We start from the raw sequence: 17,838 nt of genomic DNA on the forward strand, positions 1-17,838 counted from the left end.
TTCATCGCTTTATAGATGGCATTGTCGCCTTCCTCGCGGGCGGCATGGCCGGCTTTACCGTGGGCAACGCAATCCAGCACCATTAAACCCCGCTCGGCAACGGCTAATTGCATTTGGGTTGGTTCGCCTACTATGCCAAAATCTAATTGGCCTAATTCGGGAATAATGAGTTCTAAACCGTTAAGGCCGGATATTTCTTCTTCGGCAGTGGTGGCTAAACAGAAATTATATTTAAGATCAGTCCTATCATAAAAATACAGAAACACAGCTATCAGCGATACCAGGCAACCACCTGCATCATTACTGCCTAAACCGTAAAGCTTGCCATCTTCTGTAACCGCGTCATAGGGGTCGCGGGTATAGCCCGAATTTGGTTTTACTGTATCATGGTGCGAGTTAAGCAGAATGGTGGGTTTATCAGCATCAAAATGCTTGTTCCACGCCCATAGGTTATTTATTTTACGATGGGGCGTAATGCCCTTAGTTTTTAAAAAGTTTTCAATCAGATCTGCTGTTCTGTCTTCTTCTTTACTAAAAGATGGTATAGAAATTAATTGCTGTAACAGTTGTACTGCCTGTTGGTATAATGTATTTGTATCGGTCATTTTGTAAGGCAAAAATAATGTTTTTTGCGCACGTTGGACTGTATCACCTTTATAACGTTTAATGCCTAATTAAACAATCCTTTATCTCTGTCAATAAATTGGGGGCGATGCAGGTTAAGGTCTAATTTTAGGTTCAGTTGCTCTGATACATAATCGGCTAACTCCGGCGAGTAGCGCTCATCGTGCTGGTGCATGAAGAACCATACTGTTTGCAGGCCCATATCGCGCCATTGTTTAATGCGGTCCACCCATTCATTAACACGCAGATAATCGGTCTTATCCAGGCTATTACCCACAAAGCGGATAAACGCGTGTGGTGTAGGTAAGGCCATGTGCACACAATCGCGCCTGCCGGATGCATCGGTAATAACGGCACCGATATTTAGGGCATGAAACAGGTTGAATACCTCCTGGCGCACCTCGTCATTGGCAAACCATTCTTTATGCCGCAGTTCTACAAATACCGGTATATCTTTTGGTAATTGCTCCAGGTAAGCTTTTAGTTCCGGCAAACTCTTTGGTGTAAAATTATCGCTCAGCTGTAAAAATAGCGGACCTAATTTATCGCCGAAGGCTAAAATACCTTCATAAAATGTAGTGGTTATTTCTTCGGCGTTTTTTAGGCGACGGATATGGCTTATGCTCTGCGAAAACTTTGGGCAAAATTTAAAATCGGGGTTGTTAGCTGCTTTGTCCTTCCACTTGCTGATGGTAGCGGCGGGGTAGAAGTTGTAAAATGTGGCATTCAACTCAATGCTGTCAAAATGCTTTACGTATTCGTCTAAAAAATTCGCGTCTTTAGTTTTAGGCGGATATATTTTACCCACCCATTCTTTACGCCCCCATTTGGCGCAGCCAACATGCACCTGTAAAGGCGCGCTGTTTTTTGCGGATTGAAGCGTAGTTATTGTTAATTCAGGATCGGGCGGAAGTGTAAAATCAACTTCTGCTAATTCTTCGGGTGTTACACGGCCAAATTCCATAGTTTAAAATTTAATGCAAGTTAAATATTCTTGACCGCTGTTTTTTTTGATTTTTTTGATTTCATTGATGGATGGATCTAAAACGACGACTTATAAAGATTTGTCAACTTTTTAAAAGTAGAAAAATCTAAAATGCTAAGAAAGTAAATCAACCTTAAACTTAGGCGCAACCCTTTTCTTAGATGCTTGCTCATAGGCATAAGCCAGTTTGATCAACGCGGGTTCGCTGTAAGCAGTGCCAAAAAATGATAAACCCATCGGCAAGTCTTTCCATGCACCCATAGGCACCGTAATATGCGGATATCCCGCCATAGCGGCAGGAGAGGAGAAGGAGAAGCCATTATCATAATCGCCGTTAACCAAATCAATACAAACCGCGAAGCCATTGGTTGGGCCTATCATGGCATCCAATTTATTTTTTTGCAGCAGGTTATCTATTATGGTGCGGGTGCCTGCGTTTGAGAGTTTCAGTGCGTCGGTATATTCTTTAGTGGTCAGGTCGCCCATTCCCTGCGATTTTTCCAGTATTTCCTGCTTAAAAAAAGGCATCGCTTTAGCTACGTTCTTTTTGTTAAAGTCTATTACATCCTGCAGTGTTTTTATTTTTGAATGGGCATTATTGCTTAAATACTTATTCACACCATCCTTAAACTCATAATGCAACACGGTAGATTCTGCTTTACCGGCATCCTTTAATTCTTTTAAAAGCTCAATCTCCACTATTTCTGCACCTTTGCTTTTCAAGATTTCGGTAGCGGTTTTTAGCAGTGTTTCCATTTCTTCATTGCCTTTAAACGCGTCTTTTTCAATGCCCAGGCGTTTGCCCTGCAGGCCGCTTGCATCTAAAAATTTGGTGTAGTCTTTTTCGGCTTTGCCTTTGCTGTTTAGAGTATACAGGTCCTGGGTATCAATTCCCGCTAAAGCGGATAATAAAATGGCGGCATCTTTAACTGTACGTGCCATTGGCCCGGCAGTATCTTGCGTAGCAGAAATAGGTATAATACCCGCTCTGCTCAATAAACCTACGGTAGGCTTTATACCCACAATGCCATTTACTGATGATGGCGACACTACAGACCCATCGGTTTCGGTGCCAATAGCTACTACGCATAAATTTGCCGCAACCGCTGTACCCGAGCCCGCGCTCGAGCCACTTGGGTTACGGTCAAGTATATAAGGGTGTTTGGTTTGCCCTCCGCGACTGCTCCAGCCACTTGTTGAGCGGGTTGAACGGAAGTTTGCCCATTCGCTTAAATTTGTTTTACCTAATATCACCGCTCCGGCTGCCCGTAACTGGTGAACTATAAAAGCGTCCTGAGGGGCAAAGTTATCAGCTAAAGCCAATGCGCCTGCTGTGGTATGCATGTTGTCGCCTGTGTTAATGTTGTCTTTTATTAAAACAGGTATGCCATGTAATGGCCCGCGAACTTTATGTTGCTTACGTTCCTTATCCATGGCAAAAGCCATATTCATGGCGTCTTTATTTACTTCAATTACCGCGTTTAATTTTGGTCCGTCTTTATCAATAGCTGCTATTCGATCGAGATAGAGTTGCGTTATGGAGCTTGATGTATACTCGCCACTGTGCATTTTTTGCTGAAGGATGTCAATCGTTATCTCGTTTAAAACAAAATGGTCATCGGCAGTGCCTTCATTTTTATTTTTTGATGATGCTAAAAGGTTGCAGGAACCGGTTGCCACAGCGGATAAAGTTATACCGGCTAATGAGCTGGTTTTAAGGAAGTTTCTTCTAAACATGTCATGACGATTTAAAGTAAATACAAATAACAAAAATTAAAGCTATTTCAAGCATAATTTATTCATTTTAGTGGCGTTTTGTAAAAATAATATCATAGCTAAAAATCATGTTAAAAAACTGCATAGCCTCTATTCTTTTACTATTTGTAATATTTACTGCAAAGGCACAAGATCAATTAAAGCAACAAATTGCTCAAATAGCTAAACCGGCAAAAGGAATTGTTGGTGTAAGTGTTTTGGGTTTGGAGGATAGGGATACGCTTACCTATAATGGTAATGCCCGCATGGTTATGCAAAGTGTGATGAAGTTTCCTATTGCTATTGCGGTTTTGCACCAGGTGGATATGGGCAAACTTAAATTAGAGCAAACCATACATATTACAAAAAATGATCTGCCTGAAAATTACAGTCCACTGCGCGATAAATACCCCGCAGGTGGTGTTAATGTATCTATAAGTGATTTGTTGGGCTATATGGTATCATTAAGTGATAATGATGCCTGCGATATTTTATTAAAAAAATTAGGCGGGACAAAAGCTGTGATGGATTACCTGCATAAGCTGGGCATAAAGGGAATTGCGGTAAACGCATCTGAAAGCGAAATGGCTGCCGGTTGGGAGGTACAGTATACCAACTGGTGCAAACCAAACGAAATAGTAAATTTGATAGATATGTTTTATCAGGGCAAAACGCTGAATAAAAACAGTACCGACTTTTTAATGAAAATAATGACGGAAACATCAACTGGCCCCAAACAAATTAAAGGGTTATTACCTGTTGGGACAGTAGTAGCACATAAAACCGGCAAATCTGGCACCAACAAAGCCGGTTTATCGCCCGCTACCAATGATGTTGGAATAATTACCTTGCCAAACGGTAAACATTTAGCCATAGCTGTATTTGTTTGTAATACAACAGCCGATCTGTCAACACGCGAAGAAGTTATAGCAAAAGTTGCAAAGGCTGTTTATGATAATGCTGTTAAGAAATAAGGCCGCAGCCGGGGGGCAGGATTGTAAAAATATTGATAAACAGCTAAGCGTCAAATAATATAAAGATAATATATAGAACTTTTTCCTGTTTTTTACGTCTGATAAATATTCCTTACTATTTCAGTAAATGAAAATTAGGAATATAAGGCAAGCATCACCTGCTATGACATCTGCATATACCAAATTCTTATTTCTGTTATTATTGCTGCCAATAATATTGCAATCATGCACCAGTCATAAAAAAATATATATGAGTGATTGCGATAATGACATCGCTTTTAAACATGTTACTTATACCCACCTTATAGATAGCTTGAAGTTTTACGACCAAAAATATATTGAAATAACCGGCAAATACCAGGAAGGGAAAGAGCAATCTGCCCTGTTTAACGATAGTTTATATTTGCCTAAGCCCAATACGGGTTTGTGGGTTAATTTTAGCCAGGATTGCCCGCTTTATTTATCAGGAACAAGAATTGGTTTTTTCGAATATAATAATGGCGGCTTTACCCGTATAAATAATAAAGTTGTTAAAATTAGAGGTAAACTTGATATACATAATAAAGGACACCTAAAACAATATAAGGGTTGTATTGATAGGGTAAGCTTTATTGAACTTTAAATAGCCAATTTTAAACCATCATAGGCCAATTCAATACCTTCTGGTAATTCGGCAGCTATATCCTGGTGTTTTCCTAAACGGTGACTAATATGCGTAAAGTAAGTTTTTTCGGTACCCATTTCTTTGGCGAAAGCTATGGCTTCATCCAACGTAAAATGCGATATGTGAGTTTGTTTTTGCAAGGCGTTGATCACTAATATTTTTGAGCCTTTTATTTTCTGCTTTTCGGCCTCTGATATTGTCTTGGCATCGGTTATATAAGTAAAATCATTAATGCGGAACCCCAGTACAGGCAGTTTATAATGCATTACCTCTATAGGTATAAAATGTATACTGCCAATATCAAAAGCCTCAGCGCCAATGGAATGTATTTTTACCTGTGGTGTGCCCGGATATTTATACTCATCAAAAACATAAGGAAACTCGCGTATTAAGGCTGCCTGTACACGTGTATCGGCATAAATGTTCATTGGCTCCTGTTGTTTAAAATTAAAGGCGCGGATATCATCCATGCCTGCAATATGATCTTTATGTTCATGGGTATAAACAATAGCATCCAGGTGCTGCACATTTGCCCTTAACATCTGATACCTGAAATCGGGCCCTGAATCAATTACAACAGTTTTATCTTCACTCTCAATTAATATAGATGAACGCAGCCTTTTATCATATACATCCACAGAGGTACATACCTCGCAACCGCAAGCAATTACAGGCACACCCTGTGATGTTCCGGAGCCTAAGAAAGTAATGGTCACAGCTGTAGTTTGGTTTGTTTAAGTTGTTGTAAAAAGGTAATTTGTTTATCGTCCAGCAAATTATTATCAATTTCCAGATCGCGCATTAATTCGGCCAACGACAAGATTTTGCTTTCTAAATTCGAGAACCTGTTTACTATTATCATTTTGCTGTTTAGCAAAAGGCATGCCCCGGTTTTAAAGTTACCTTTTTCATAGCGCACCTTGTAGCCCGCTGTTTTTAACAGCATCTCCAGTTTTTCGAGTGTGTGGGTGGTTAGCGTGAGCATTAATCAAAAATACTAATTAAGGTGAAAGGTGAAAGCAAAAAGGTAAAAGCTTTTGGCCTTCTGCTTTACGCTTTTAGCTTTTTCCTTTAAATCTCTTGCCTTTTATCTGTGTACTTTGGGCCTTTAGTTTTGCTTTTTCATTCCTGGTGTATTTGCCGGATAGTAATTGCCATAATATATAAATACCGGCAACCGGTATGCCAAATACCCATGTAGTACCCAGGTAGCCCATTTTTATAAAATGAATACCCAGCATATATTGTATACTTACGAACCTGAAAATTAAGCCTTGTGCCGGCGAATAACCAATGGCAAAAATATTAAGCAATATAATAGCCAGGTATTTTACCCATTTATAGGTCATGTCACTACGGTATACACGTATAAGCATGTATATATTAAATACAGCAATACAAATTGAAAAAATGCCAAAGAGCCACAATTTGGTCATATCAGGAATTGGCTCATTAATATCTAATGATTTTATGCTTACTATTTTGCCGGATTTATTGTCAAATAAAGCTTCAATTACACCAATGTTTTTATCGTTTGCCAACTGCACCAAAACAGTTGTTGTATTTGGTATAGGCTGATAGGATAATGAGCTTTGCTGTTGGGTACGTAAAAATGAATAGTTAAGATCTACGCCGTATTTCCTTGCTATTTTATCATGAAAATAGTCCAGGCCCTGCTTAATGGTATCCATATAGGTTTTAGTTTGCGGCTTGGTGCTTAATTGCATGGTGCTTATGCTTTTAGCATAGTCTTTTTGCATAAGGCCGGTCATAAATTCTTTAACGGTATTACCGTATTCATAACCTTTAGTAAAATAATTGCAGCTGCTTAACAGCCCTATGGTTACAGCAGAAAATAGAATTAGTAAGTTTTTTTTCATTCGGGGTTATAATTGAAATTGGTCGACGAATTTATAGGTATGTATCCGCATATCCAAATTAAAGGGCAGACTTACCCCAGGGAAATCGCTTTTAAAAGTTGACTGTACCAAATAGGTCATTTACCCATAATGGCGATTTTTTGGCTAAAGCCGATACTAATTCTTTTATGGGCCCGTCACATAAATGTGACGGCAATGATAGCAAAATAATTTTTTCATTGCCATTGGCTTCAGCCAACGGACTAAGATTATAATTACAGACGGGCTTTAGCCAAAACCGGTACTTATATTTTGGAGCTATGCCTGCTGCAATGCCCGAAATCTTACTTGTTATCGCAGATCAACCACCTCAACACCGGGATGTGCTTTGGTATCAAAAATAAATGTATTATCGGGTACTTGCGGGCTTGCTATAAAACTGCGTAGGGTATAGGTGTATTTATTGCCATTTTTATCAAATATAAGGGCGGTATAAATTTGTTTACTAACCTTATCTATCTGTAATCTTATTTTGAAGAATTGTTTTTTATCATCGTCTTCGGGAGTTAAGTCAATTGTTTGGTAAATTTTACCGCTTATTCTTTGCTCACCCGTATAAATGTATTTGTACCCATGCTCATACATGGTAAATAACTGTGCAGGGCTAAAGCTCTCGCTGCTATGGTCGGCATCGCTTACCTGTACCTCTTTATCTTTTTTAAGATAGGTCCATTGTGTTTTGCCGTCACTAATGATCTCTTGTTCAATATCTGCTTTTGAACCGGCAGCACTAAAAAGCGTTATTTTAAACTTATTGGTTTTTGATTGTGTTATGAGTGTGCCGTTTTGAGTTTGTTTTACACTGGCCTGTGGGGCATCTATAGTAAAAGTAAAATCACTCTTTATAACAGCATATTGCTTGTATTTCTGGCTTACCTGGTTCAATATAATTTTAGCCTGCGCATCTTTTTGAGCAAATGCTTTGGTGGCAGATATAAAAATAAGAGTGTATATAATTAGTTTTTTCATATCATATCAGACTTGTTTTCGTAACCAACGTTTAGGTGGTGTTTAGTTTATATATTATTAAAGGGACTGTTATGTGGAGTAGGTTTGTAAATAACCGTATTAAAAATAACACTAAATTATCTGTTTGATTATCATTCTGAGCACAAGCCTTCGTGTGTTATAAACTTCGGGTAACTGATATAATGGTTGCATTATATTGTCAGTTATTTTGTTTCATCTTGTTTCAATACTTTGTTTCACCACTCTTAAATTATGCAATTTGTAATAGTTTGATTATCAATGAACAAACGTAATATCACGCCTAAAAATACTGACGAATAAGTTGTTACATTTTGTTACATTACTTTTTGGTAATCTCCTCATAAACAATTAATTAAGTCGAAATCTTGTTTCACTTGTTACATTTTGTTTCACATTTGGGTGAAGCAAAACATTTTGTCATAGGCAGCCTGTCGAAACATAGCGGGTAGGCCTTTGTGTATTAAGCCTTATCCAACGTTTCCAAATACTGCATTAACGAATATTCGTCCGGATACAATACTTCGCGTGCCTTGCTGCCCTCAAACGGCCCCACAATACCGGCCGATTCTAACTGGTCTATAATACGTCCGGCACGGTTATAACCCAGTTTTAGCTTGCGCTGTATTAATGAAGTTGAGCCTTGTTGATGCATCACTATTAAACGCGCGGCTTCTTCAAACATGGGGTCGCGGTCGTCCGGGTTAAATTCTTTAGAAGTGCTGCTTTCGCCTTCGCCTACATATTCAGGCAGGAGCATGGCAGTAGGATAACCGCGCTGGTTACCAATAAAGTCTGATATTCTTTCAACCTCGGGCGTATCTACAAAAGCGCATTGCAGGCGTATCAGGTCGCTGCCGGTCGAGAATAGCATGTCACCACGGCCAATCAGCTGGTCTGCGCCACCGGCATCTAATATGGTGCGTGAGTCTATTTTTGACAATACCCTAAACGCCAGTCTTGACGGGAAGTTAGCTTTAATAGTACCTGTAATAATATTAACCGATGGCCTTTGCGTTGCAATAACCAGGTGTATGCCTACCGCCCGGGCAAGCTGGGCTATACGTGCAATTGGTTGTTCTACCTCTTTGCCTGCGGTCATCATCAAATCGGCAAACTCATCAATTACCAATACAATAAATGGCAGGTAACGGTGCTTTTCGGGGTCGCTTATTTTGCGGTTGATGAATTTTGCATTGTATTCTTTTAAATTCCGTACACCGGCGTCTTTTAACAGGTCATAACGCTGGTCCATTTCTATACATAAAGAGTTAAGCGTGTTAACCACTTTTTTGGTATCGGTAATAATAGCGTCAGCCTCATCAGGCAGTTTGGCCAGGAAGTGGCGCTCTATTTTGCGGAACAACGTTAACTCTACCTTTTTAGGATCGACCAGCACAAACTTCAGCTCGGCAGGGTGTTTTTTAAATAGCAGCGAAACCAATATGGCATTAATCCCTACTGATTTACCCTGGCCCGTAGCACCTGCAACCAGTAAGTGAGGCATCTTGGCCAGATCGGCAATAAATACTTCGTTTGATATGGTTTTACCTAAGGCGATAGGAAGGTCCATAGTGGTGTTTTGGAACTTTTCTGTAGCCAGTATAGAACGCATAGAAACCATCTCAGGATTTTGGTTAGGCACCTCAATACCAATAGTGCCTTTACCCGGCATAGGGGCAATAATACGGATGCCTAATGCAGCCAAACTAAGCGCTATATCATCCTCTAAATTTTTGATCTTAGCTATGCGCACACCCGGGGCAGGGATAATTTCATACAGTGTTACGGTTGGCCCAATGGTAGCTTTTATCTTATCTATCTCGATATTGTAATGGTTAAGCGTTTCAACAATTTTGTTTTTGTTGGCCTCCAGTTCTTCGGAGTTGACCGCTATTTTAGCCGAACCATAATTCTCCAGCAGATCAAGCGTTGGATATTTGTAGGATGCGAGGTCAAGCTTATGATCGTAGGTGCCAAACTGGTCAACCAGTGATTTTGCTTTATCATCGTCTGATTTTTCGACATTTAAAATCGGGTTGGGGCGTTCGGTTTCCAGTGTCAGCGGAATATCCCTATCCATATCCGGATCAGCACCTTCATCATCAGGAGTTAATACTACCGTTTCATGAAATATGGGTTCTTGTGTTAAAGGTTGATGTGTAAAAGCGCCGGGTTTCATAGTATTGTTTCCTTTTGGCCATTCAACCGGGTGTGATATTTCTTCATCAACCAGGTCTATTGGTTCGGGCATAAATTCGTCTGCCGGGCCTTCCATTGCTACTTTGACTTTACGCTGCGGTAGTTTAAAATCAATATTATAAGCTATGATTAATACGGTAAGTGCAGCGAATATAAGCAAGCCACCCGTACCCGATTGGCCTATCTGCGCATCTAATAATCGGTTACTCCAAAAACCAAATTCACCTTCTAAAAAATGCGGATAATCAATTATAAAAGCATGTACAAAGCCTACAGCTACCGAAATAAATACCAGGCCAAAAAACGCATACCCCAGGGTTTTAGCTACCGAATATAGCTTTACTTTAAACAACAGGCGGTAGCCTATCACGAAGAAAACAAATACAAAAATAAAAGAAGCCACGCCAAACCACTCGAAGATGAACTGGTTGGCCAGCAAGGCGCCAAATTTGCCCAGCCAGTTTTCTACCACCGGGTTTTTAACACCATTTGCCAATAGTTCCTGCTGTGTTTTAAACAGATTGCCCCAGCCGCCATTAGCTGCCGATACATAGCTTTGATCTTGCTGCCAGGTAAACAGGTAGGAGGTAAAGGCTATCATAAAAAACACAGATAGCACCAAAAAAAACAAGCCTAATATTTTTATAAAGCGACCATCCTGCAGGTTGAAAACCGGCATCCTGTCAACTTTTGGCTTAACGGTACGTTCCCTTGAACCTTTTTCTGAAGATTGACGAGGCAGATTTTCCTCTTTAAAACTATTTGATCTAAACTGATTTCCTTTTACCGGCATCCCTAATTAACAGAAGTATGTGCAAATATAAAGTTAATAGATTAAACAACTTATTTGTCGGAATTTTTAATTTTTTAGTAATATTGAAGATAATGAGTATAGAACAACTGGAGCAATATATTATTGATGCTGATTTGCCCGGCCTTAATGCTTTGCTTACACAAAACCCGGCATTGGCTACTACTGTAACCAGCCATAACGTTTCGCCATTAATGCTATCCTGCTATTATAAAAAGCCAGAGGTTAGCGCATTGCTTTTAAAATATGTAGATGAGATCAGTCTTTTTGAAGCAGCAGCTGTGGGTAAGTTTGATGTTGTTGCTCATGTAATTTTTACCCATCCCGATGCTGTGAATTTGTATGCCGATGATGGCTTTACCGCCCTCGGCCTGGCGTGTTATTTTGGCCAGTTTGAAGTTGCACGCTACCTGGTACTAAAAGGGGCAGATGTTAATATGCCATCAAATAATGGTTTTAATGTATATCCGATACACTCGGCCGCCGCAGGCAGTTATAACAATATTGCACGTATGCTTATTGATAATGGAGCATTGGTAAATGTAAAACAGCAAGCAGGCTCTACACCTTTACATACTGCGGCACAAACCGGAAATCTTGAACTACTTATCCTGTTACTTGAAAACGGAGCTGAAGTAAACGCGCGCATGGAAGGTGGTAAACTACCTGCTGACCTTGCCCGAGAAAAAGGCTTTGATGAGATAGCTGAGATATTAGTTTGATTTAAGATCTATCTAAAACTATCTTTCCCTGCAATCTTTTTCTGTATAATTATTTGTACAATTAAGCGGCAATTGTATTAAATATCGTTCACAATAACATGATTTAGCTATAAAATATGCCTGGTTTTTCCGCTGGTGTAGTTTTTGAAATGCTTCTGGCCAGTGTAAATAATGGCCAAATAAAAGGTTGTTTTTTTATTAATGTTAAACAAATAAAGATCATGAAAACTGTAATTAAATCAATTGTATTTGCCTCTGCATTATTTGTAGCTAAGGCCAGTGTTGCACAAGTAAATATTGCCGCTAATACAGCAACTAAAGTAGCTACACAAGCTACCGCGCAAAGAGCAGTCAATCAAACTGCAAATGTTACCAGCCAGGTTATGGCACAAACCCAAAACGTTGCACAAAATAACGCCCGTAATACGGCTATAAATACTAGTGTTAACTCTGGTGTTAATGCAAGCGGGGCGGCAATGGCAAATAAAGCCACAACTAACGGCGCTGCTGATGCACAAACCTCAGCAACAGTGGCCGGTAAAAATTTAACAAGGAACGCCTCAACTGCGGCTTCATCAGATATGAGCGGAGCAATTAACGCAAATAAAACTAATGGTTCCGTATCCGAAAGCGGGGCAACTGCTTCTTCAACAGGTATAAACAGTGCTGGTAATAAGAGCCAGGTAAGAGGTTCTGTAACCGGAAACGGATCAACTGCTTCTTCATCAGCGGTAAGCGGGACTGCAAAAGCAAGCAAGATCAAAGCATCTTCAACCGGAAGCGAAGCTGTTGATGGTTCATCAAATATAAACGGAACTGCTAAAGCCCATAAGATACAAGCTTCTTCAAATGCAAGCGGATCTGTTAGCGGATCATCGAAATTAGGCGCGAAAAAAGGCTCAGTTAACAGCAGCACAACCACATCAGGCAGTGCAGGTGTGAGTACTCAAAAACAGTAATCATTTATACATCTCTCTATAATTCAAAAAGGCCCATGCAGGCCTTTTTGAATATATAGAGCTTACCAGGCACCTTCATGAAAAAGTTTCAATTGCTTATATGGCTTTCATGTATAAGCATTTATACCTATGCGCAAACTGATACTGCGCGAAAAAATAGCAAGGCTATTTTTGTTAACGCGGGCGCGCAATATATATCTAACTTAACCTATGCGGGCCGAAAAGATATGTCAAGCGTCCCTGTTTTATTACCTTCGGTTACCCTGATTTCCAAATTGGGTTTTTTTTTAAGCAGTTCGGGATATTTCGATATATCCGGTAATAATTCGCAAACCGAAGGGCTGAGTGTTACACCTGGCTATGTTTTTACGTTTGATAAAAATAAATACGCCGGAGGGGCGGTTTCGGCTACCAAATATTTCATAACCAATAGCAGTCCGATAATCCTGTCATCATTTAACGCCAGTTTTGATGGGCAGTTATACATTAATCCAAATGATGTGGTTAAATTAACGCTTGCAGCAAGTTATCGTTTAGATAAAAATAATGCGCATGATATTATTAATGATGCCGAACTAACCAAAGAGATACAGCTAATTAAAGTAACTGATAGCCATAAAAACGGATTTAAAGCAGCGCCAACCTTAACTATATATAGCGGTACACAATCTTTTAACCAAACTTATTATACAAATTCACAAGTTCCGCAAGAAGTTGACCGGGCTACAACTACGCCCGGATCATCGCAGGGCAGTGTACTGGGTTTTTTGTTTCCGCCGGGTACACCTTCGCAAACCATTACCAAAACTATTGTTAACCAAACGGTAACCGAGGAAAAACAGCGTGAGGTTAGAAAATACCAGTTGTTAGCCGCATCTGCTTCTATGCCTTTAACATATAACATTAAAAAAATTCAGTTTGTTGGAACGCCATATTTTATAAAGCCAATTAACCAGGTTAACTACCAGGATAATAGCCCCAAGAATGGCATTTATTTTTTGTTTACAATTGGCGCCAATGTTACATTTTAATTGTTTAAAATGCTGCGGGAATTTAATAACACTTACCCGGTTTTACTCGGGCAAGTGTAGGGGCTAATGGGATATAGGGGTTAATAAGATGAGACAAATGCCGAATAGTTAGTGGTTGGCAAATTGGCTATTTTAGCCGCGGCATTGGTTAAAAGTTCTATATTACGTTCGCCAAATTTTTTGTTAAGCTTTTTAACATATAGCCATTGCTTGTATTTTACAGGGACTTTTGTGACTTTTTGTTGCGCAAAAAAGCCTGGGTCGGTTGCTACCATTGCCTTTAGGTCTTTATAAAAATTTTCATCAGTTGGTACAGGCGACCGCATGGTTGGGTATGCTTCACCCCATTTAGCGTAAAAATCAATAAATAATTTTTCTTTTTCGGGATTGGTATGATATACCCACGGGCTCGAAGTATTGTACAAGTAATCTAAATAAACTCTGAAACTTTGATACTCCGGGTTTTGCAATAATGATTGCTTTATACAATCGGTATTGTTATCAATAAGGCTTGCTATAACTTGCGGATCTTTAGTTGTTATAATTTCATTGATTGGACATTGGGCCTTACTTGCTGTATTTATACCGCACGCCAGTAAGCATACAATTAATACTTTTTTCATAATTCAACTCCTTATAATTGATTAACATAAAGCTACAAAATAATTATAACAAAAATGTTACAATTGGGTATTTTTTTTACCTAATAAACTGAAGCATTTATAATTTTTTTTAACCGGTATTTACCGTCTTGGGGGTGACGTTTCTTTGTTAAATTTCTGTATTTTCATACATTAAAATTTATACCATGAAAAAACTGATCCTTTTTATTCTTCTGCTTACTTCAGTAAATGCTTTTGCACAAATAGCCACTGTTAGTGATGCAGCTTATATAAAAGCAAATTATACCAAATACGAATACCAGATACCTATGCGCGATGGTAAAAAGCTTTTTACATCGGTATATGTGCCTAAAGATCAGTCGAATAAATATCCGTTTATGATGGATAGGACGCCGTATAGTGTTGCGCCATATGGAGAAAACTATAAGACTTCATTAGGGCCATCTTCTCAATTCGTACATGACGGCTATATTTTTGTTTACCAGGATGTGCGTGGCCGTTGGATGAGCGAAGGTGTTTATGAAGAAATGACCCCCGAGCTGGAAGTGCATAAAACGAATACAACCGTTGATGAGGGCACCGATACTTACGATACTATAGATTGGCTATTAAAAAACGTACCTAACAATAATGGCAAAGTTGGGGTATGGGGAATATCTTATCCCGGTTTTTATACTACCACCGCGTTGCTGAGCCGCCACCCGGCACTGGTAGCAGCATCGCCGCAAGCGCCTATTGCCGATTTATGGCGCGATGACGGATGGCACAACGGCGCTTTCTTTTTGGTAGCTAATTTTGGTTTCTATCCCGGTTTTACCAACAGGCAGGACGATAAACCAACCCAACGCAAGGGTGGGCGCTTTAACCCCGGTACAGATGACGGTTATGATTTCTTTATGAAGATGGGATCGATGAAAAACACTAACGATAAGTACTATAAAGATACCATACGCTTGTGGAACGAAATGATGGATCACCCAAATTATGACCAGCATTGGAAGGACCGCAACGTGCTTGCCCATCTGCATGATATAAAAACCGCAGTTTTAGTTACCGGCGGCTGGTATGATGCCGAGGACCTGTATGGTGCTATAAATACCTATAAAACACTGGTTAAGAATAATCCAAAAACGCCTGTTTACTTTGCAATGGGCCCGTGGGTACATGGGGGCTGGGCACGCGGCCCCGGTGATCATTTAGGTGATGTAGATTTTGGCGGCCCGCAGGGCCCGCATTACCGTGACGATATAGAGTATAAATTTTTCAACCATTATTTAAAGGGTACCGCTATGGCTATACCTAATATATCAGCCTTTGAAACGGGCGCAAATAAGTGGAAAAGTTATGACGTATGGCCACCAAAAGACACAGAGGACAAGCAATTGTACTTATTACCGGGTGGTAAGTTGTCATTCAAAGCTCCGGCAACCGGAACAGATAGTTATGATGAGTATGTATCTGATCCTGCTAACCCGGTTCCGTTTGTGGCCGACAGGAAGCAAACCATGGATATGCAACGTGAGTATATGACCGCTGACCAGCGCTTTTTGGCCGACCGTAAAGATGTGCTAAGCTATCAAAGTGATGTGTTGGATAAAGATATAACCATAGCCGGTAACATCTGGGCTGATCTGAATGTATCAACCACCGGCACTGATGCCGACTTTGTTGTGAAGGTATTGGATGTTTATCCGGACACGGCATTAAACAATAAATTTACCGGTGCAGGTATAAAAATGGCCGGTTATGAGCAAATGGTACGCAGTGAGCCAATGCGCGGCAAATACCGTAACAGCTTTGAAAAGCCGGAGCCATTTGTACCCGGTAAGGTAACCCCGGTTAATTTTGAGCTGCAGGATATACTGCATACGTTTAAAAAAGGGCATAAAATTATGGTGCAGATACAAAGCACCTGGTTCCCGCTGATTGACCGTAACCCGCAAACTTTTGTAGATATTATGAAAGCCAAAGAAACCGATTTTCAAAAGGCGATGCATAAGATTTATACTTCCAAAGAGCATCCAAGTTATTTGAAAGTTAGGGTGGTAGAGTAGAAAATGTTATAGATTTAGTCCACATTAATATAATATCTGGCACACATCGCAATAAAAACTACGTCGGTGTGTTTTGCCCAATATGGCTTTGTGGAATTTAACCTGATCTCGCGGGCAAATGCTTTTGGTATGTGCCAGCCAGTGTTTTTTTAAAATAAACTCTTTTTTCCAACTTAAAAAATCGAAGGCGTAGTTTACTGTTTCGGTTACCAGTTCTTGCAGTTTTTCATTAGGTAGGTTGCCAATCCGGCTTTCCGGATGTATACGAATGCGAAACAATACTTCATTTTTAAAAATGTTTCCAGCTCCCGAAAATATATGCTGGTCCAATATAGCATCACAAGCTAACATATCCGGCTGCGTCTGTAATTTTTCGATGGCTTTTGTGTGATCAAAAGAGGGGTTCATTACATCTGCCGACCAATCATAAACTTCATCCAGTGGTTGTTCTATCAATTTTAATGAACAGGCATAAAAGTTTAATTCGCCATTATTAAATTGTAAATGTAATCTTGCCGGTCTGTCAGTATGTTCATTAATACGGTACGAACCGAACAGCATAAAATGAATGCGCACAGTAAATTTGGGGAAACATATTAAAAAGTGCTTTCCCCAACTTTTAAAACCGGTGATAATTTGTCCTTCAAATAGCTCAATATCCAATTTTTTGCTGTTGCCGCTTGCTGCAATTACTTTTTTATTTTTAAACTGTTGTACAGCTTCTTTTAATATAACAATGGATGGTCCTTCGGGCATAATATAAATTATGCAAAGACTGGGCCATTAAACCATCACTTTTTGTACCGTAATTTCCTGCTTAACCGTATGCGCTATACAGCTTTGATAAGCCGGGTCAATATCAATAGGTGATAAATAATAAGTCTCGCCTTTATAAGTAAAGATATCTTCAGAAACATCCATAGTTAATAATGGGGTATAAACGCCGGTTCCTATGGCTTTTAGCAAGGCTTCCTTGCGCGTCCAATACTTAAAAAATTCAGTGTCAGGGTCTTTTTTGCTGCGGATATTTTGCTGTTCGGTAGTTGTAAAATAATTATCATAATCAAAATTAACCGGTCCGCTCAGTTCTATATCAATACCAACCTTCCCCCTGGTGGTTGCACAACAGATTACCCTGTTGCCGGCGTGCGATACATTAAAATCAAAGGTGACATTAAAATAAGGGCGATGGTATGGATTATAAAGCAATTCATCCAAACTTAAATCAAGCTTAAAATGCTTTAATAATTCTAAAATTAACAGATTGCCGCAAACAGATAATTGTATGTCAGAATGATTGCGTTTTTTTAATATTTTTTCTTTTAAAGCGGATGGAACAAGCGCCATTTTTTGTTCCAGTTCGCTACCGTTCCAGGGTTTATCAATAGTAGTATGGTAACAAATAATCATTTGTAATAATATTATCTCAATTACTTTAGGCGTTAAACTATATGTTTTTATTTAATCTAAACATACAAAACAATGCTTACTATTGAGTATAGTTAGCCTGAACCGTAAACCAATTAAT

17 protein-coding genes are annotated in these 17,838 nt (G+C 39.5%); 6 read left to right on the forward strand and 11 right to left on the reverse strand.

Going from position 1 to position 17,838, the window contains the following annotated elements:
* From JWP71_RS11960 to JWP71_RS11970, 3 genes are all read right to left on the reverse strand, one after another.
* The coding region (locus tag JWP71_RS11960) for a M20/M25/M40 family metallo-hydrolase (RefSeq protein WP_299500168.1) at positions 1–605 on the reverse strand (605 nt) is incomplete at its 3' end.
* A gap of 65 nt (positions 606–670) precedes the next feature.
* Complete coding sequence (locus tag JWP71_RS11965) at positions 671–1,588, reverse strand: DUF72 domain-containing protein (RefSeq protein ID WP_299500172.1); 918 nt, start codon at positions 1,586–1,588, stop codon at positions 671–673.
* A gap of 135 nt (positions 1,589–1,723) precedes the next feature.
* Complete coding sequence (locus tag JWP71_RS11970) at positions 1,724–3,346, reverse strand: amidase (protein WP_299500175.1); 1,623 nt, start codon at positions 3,344–3,346, stop codon at positions 1,724–1,726.
* A 107-nt stretch (positions 3,347–3,453) separates the two neighbouring features.
* On the opposite strand from JWP71_RS11970, the gene bla reads away from it, so the two are divergent.
* Complete coding sequence (bla, locus tag JWP71_RS11975; protein ID WP_299500178.1) at positions 3,454–4,338, forward strand: class A beta-lactamase, subclass A2; 885 nt, start codon at positions 3,454–3,456, stop codon at positions 4,336–4,338.
* Between the two features lie 250 nt (positions 4,339–4,588).
* Positions 4,589–4,960 (forward strand): hypothetical protein, encoded by a 372-nt coding sequence (locus JWP71_RS11980; RefSeq protein WP_299500180.1) that lies wholly within the window; start codon positions 4,589–4,591, stop codon positions 4,958–4,960.
* Here JWP71_RS11980 and JWP71_RS11985 read toward each other — a convergent pair.
* From JWP71_RS11985 to JWP71_RS12005, 5 genes are all read right to left on the reverse strand, one after another.
* Positions 4,957–5,718 (reverse strand): MBL fold metallo-hydrolase, encoded by a 762-nt coding sequence (locus tag JWP71_RS11985; RefSeq protein WP_299500182.1) that lies wholly within the window; start codon positions 5,716–5,718, stop codon positions 4,957–4,959. The two genes, JWP71_RS11980 and JWP71_RS11985, sit on opposite strands and share 4 nt — an antisense overlap.
* Positions 5,715–5,987, reverse strand: coding sequence for a hypothetical protein (locus JWP71_RS11990; RefSeq protein ID WP_299500184.1), 273 nt, complete (start codon positions 5,985–5,987; stop codon positions 5,715–5,717). The genes JWP71_RS11985 and JWP71_RS11990 overlap by 4 nt, the downstream gene beginning before the upstream one ends.
* Positions 5,988–6,060: 73 nt before the next feature.
* Entirely contained in the window at positions 6,061–6,882 is an 822-nt protein-coding gene (locus JWP71_RS11995) for a hypothetical protein (RefSeq protein WP_299500186.1), read from the reverse strand.
* A 330-nt stretch (positions 6,883–7,212) separates the two neighbouring features.
* Positions 7,213–7,890 (reverse strand): outer membrane lipoprotein carrier protein LolA, encoded by a 678-nt coding sequence (locus JWP71_RS12000; protein ID WP_299500188.1) that lies wholly within the window; start codon positions 7,888–7,890, stop codon positions 7,213–7,215.
* A gap of 481 nt (positions 7,891–8,371) precedes the next feature.
* Positions 8,372–10,903: a DNA translocase FtsK gene (locus JWP71_RS12005; RefSeq protein ID WP_299500191.1), complete on the reverse strand. Its 2,532-nt coding sequence runs from the start codon at positions 10,901–10,903 to the stop codon at positions 8,372–8,374.
* A 92-nt stretch (positions 10,904–10,995) separates the two neighbouring features.
* Between JWP71_RS12005 and JWP71_RS12010 the strand changes: the two genes are divergently transcribed.
* The 3 genes from JWP71_RS12010 (at position 10,996) to JWP71_RS12020 (ending at position 13,633) form a co-directional block, all read left to right on the forward strand.
* Positions 10,996–11,643: an ankyrin repeat domain-containing protein gene (locus JWP71_RS12010; RefSeq protein ID WP_299500193.1), complete on the forward strand. Its 648-nt coding sequence runs from the start codon at positions 10,996–10,998 to the stop codon at positions 11,641–11,643.
* Between the two features lie 221 nt (positions 11,644–11,864).
* Complete coding sequence (locus JWP71_RS12015) at positions 11,865–12,602, forward strand: hypothetical protein (RefSeq protein WP_299500195.1); 738 nt, start codon at positions 11,865–11,867, stop codon at positions 12,600–12,602.
* 77 nt (positions 12,603–12,679) lie between these two features.
* Complete coding sequence (locus JWP71_RS12020) at positions 12,680–13,633, forward strand: hypothetical protein (protein ID WP_299500197.1); 954 nt, start codon at positions 12,680–12,682, stop codon at positions 13,631–13,633.
* A gap of 80 nt (positions 13,634–13,713) precedes the next feature.
* Here JWP71_RS12020 and JWP71_RS12025 read toward each other — a convergent pair whose 3' ends face one another.
* Positions 13,714–14,256 (reverse strand): hypothetical protein, encoded by a 543-nt coding sequence (locus JWP71_RS12025; RefSeq protein WP_299500200.1) that lies wholly within the window; start codon positions 14,254–14,256, stop codon positions 13,714–13,716.
* 185 nt (positions 14,257–14,441) lie between these two features.
* Between JWP71_RS12025 and JWP71_RS12030 the strand changes: the two genes are divergently transcribed.
* Positions 14,442–16,310 carry a CocE/NonD family hydrolase gene (locus JWP71_RS12030; protein WP_299500203.1) on the forward strand — a complete coding sequence of 623 codons (1,869 nt, stop codon included), beginning with the start codon at positions 14,442–14,444 and terminating at the stop codon, positions 16,308–16,310.
* A 24-nt stretch (positions 16,311–16,334) separates the two neighbouring features.
* On the opposite strand, the gene JWP71_RS12035 is transcribed toward JWP71_RS12030, so the two are convergent.
* On the reverse strand, positions 16,335–17,066 hold the full coding sequence (locus JWP71_RS12035) for a DNA-formamidopyrimidine glycosylase family protein (protein WP_299500206.1): 732 nt from the start codon (positions 17,064–17,066) through the stop codon (positions 16,335–16,337).
* Between the two features lie 27 nt (positions 17,067–17,093).
* Positions 17,094–17,720: a 4'-phosphopantetheinyl transferase superfamily protein gene (locus JWP71_RS12040; protein WP_299500208.1), complete on the reverse strand. Its 627-nt coding sequence runs from the start codon at positions 17,718–17,720 to the stop codon at positions 17,094–17,096.
* Between the last annotated feature and the right edge of the window lie 118 nt (positions 17,721–17,838).

This window comes from Mucilaginibacter sp. (assembly GCF_028287845.1).
Classification (GTDB): domain Bacteria; phylum Bacteroidota; class Bacteroidia; order Sphingobacteriales; family Sphingobacteriaceae; genus Mucilaginibacter.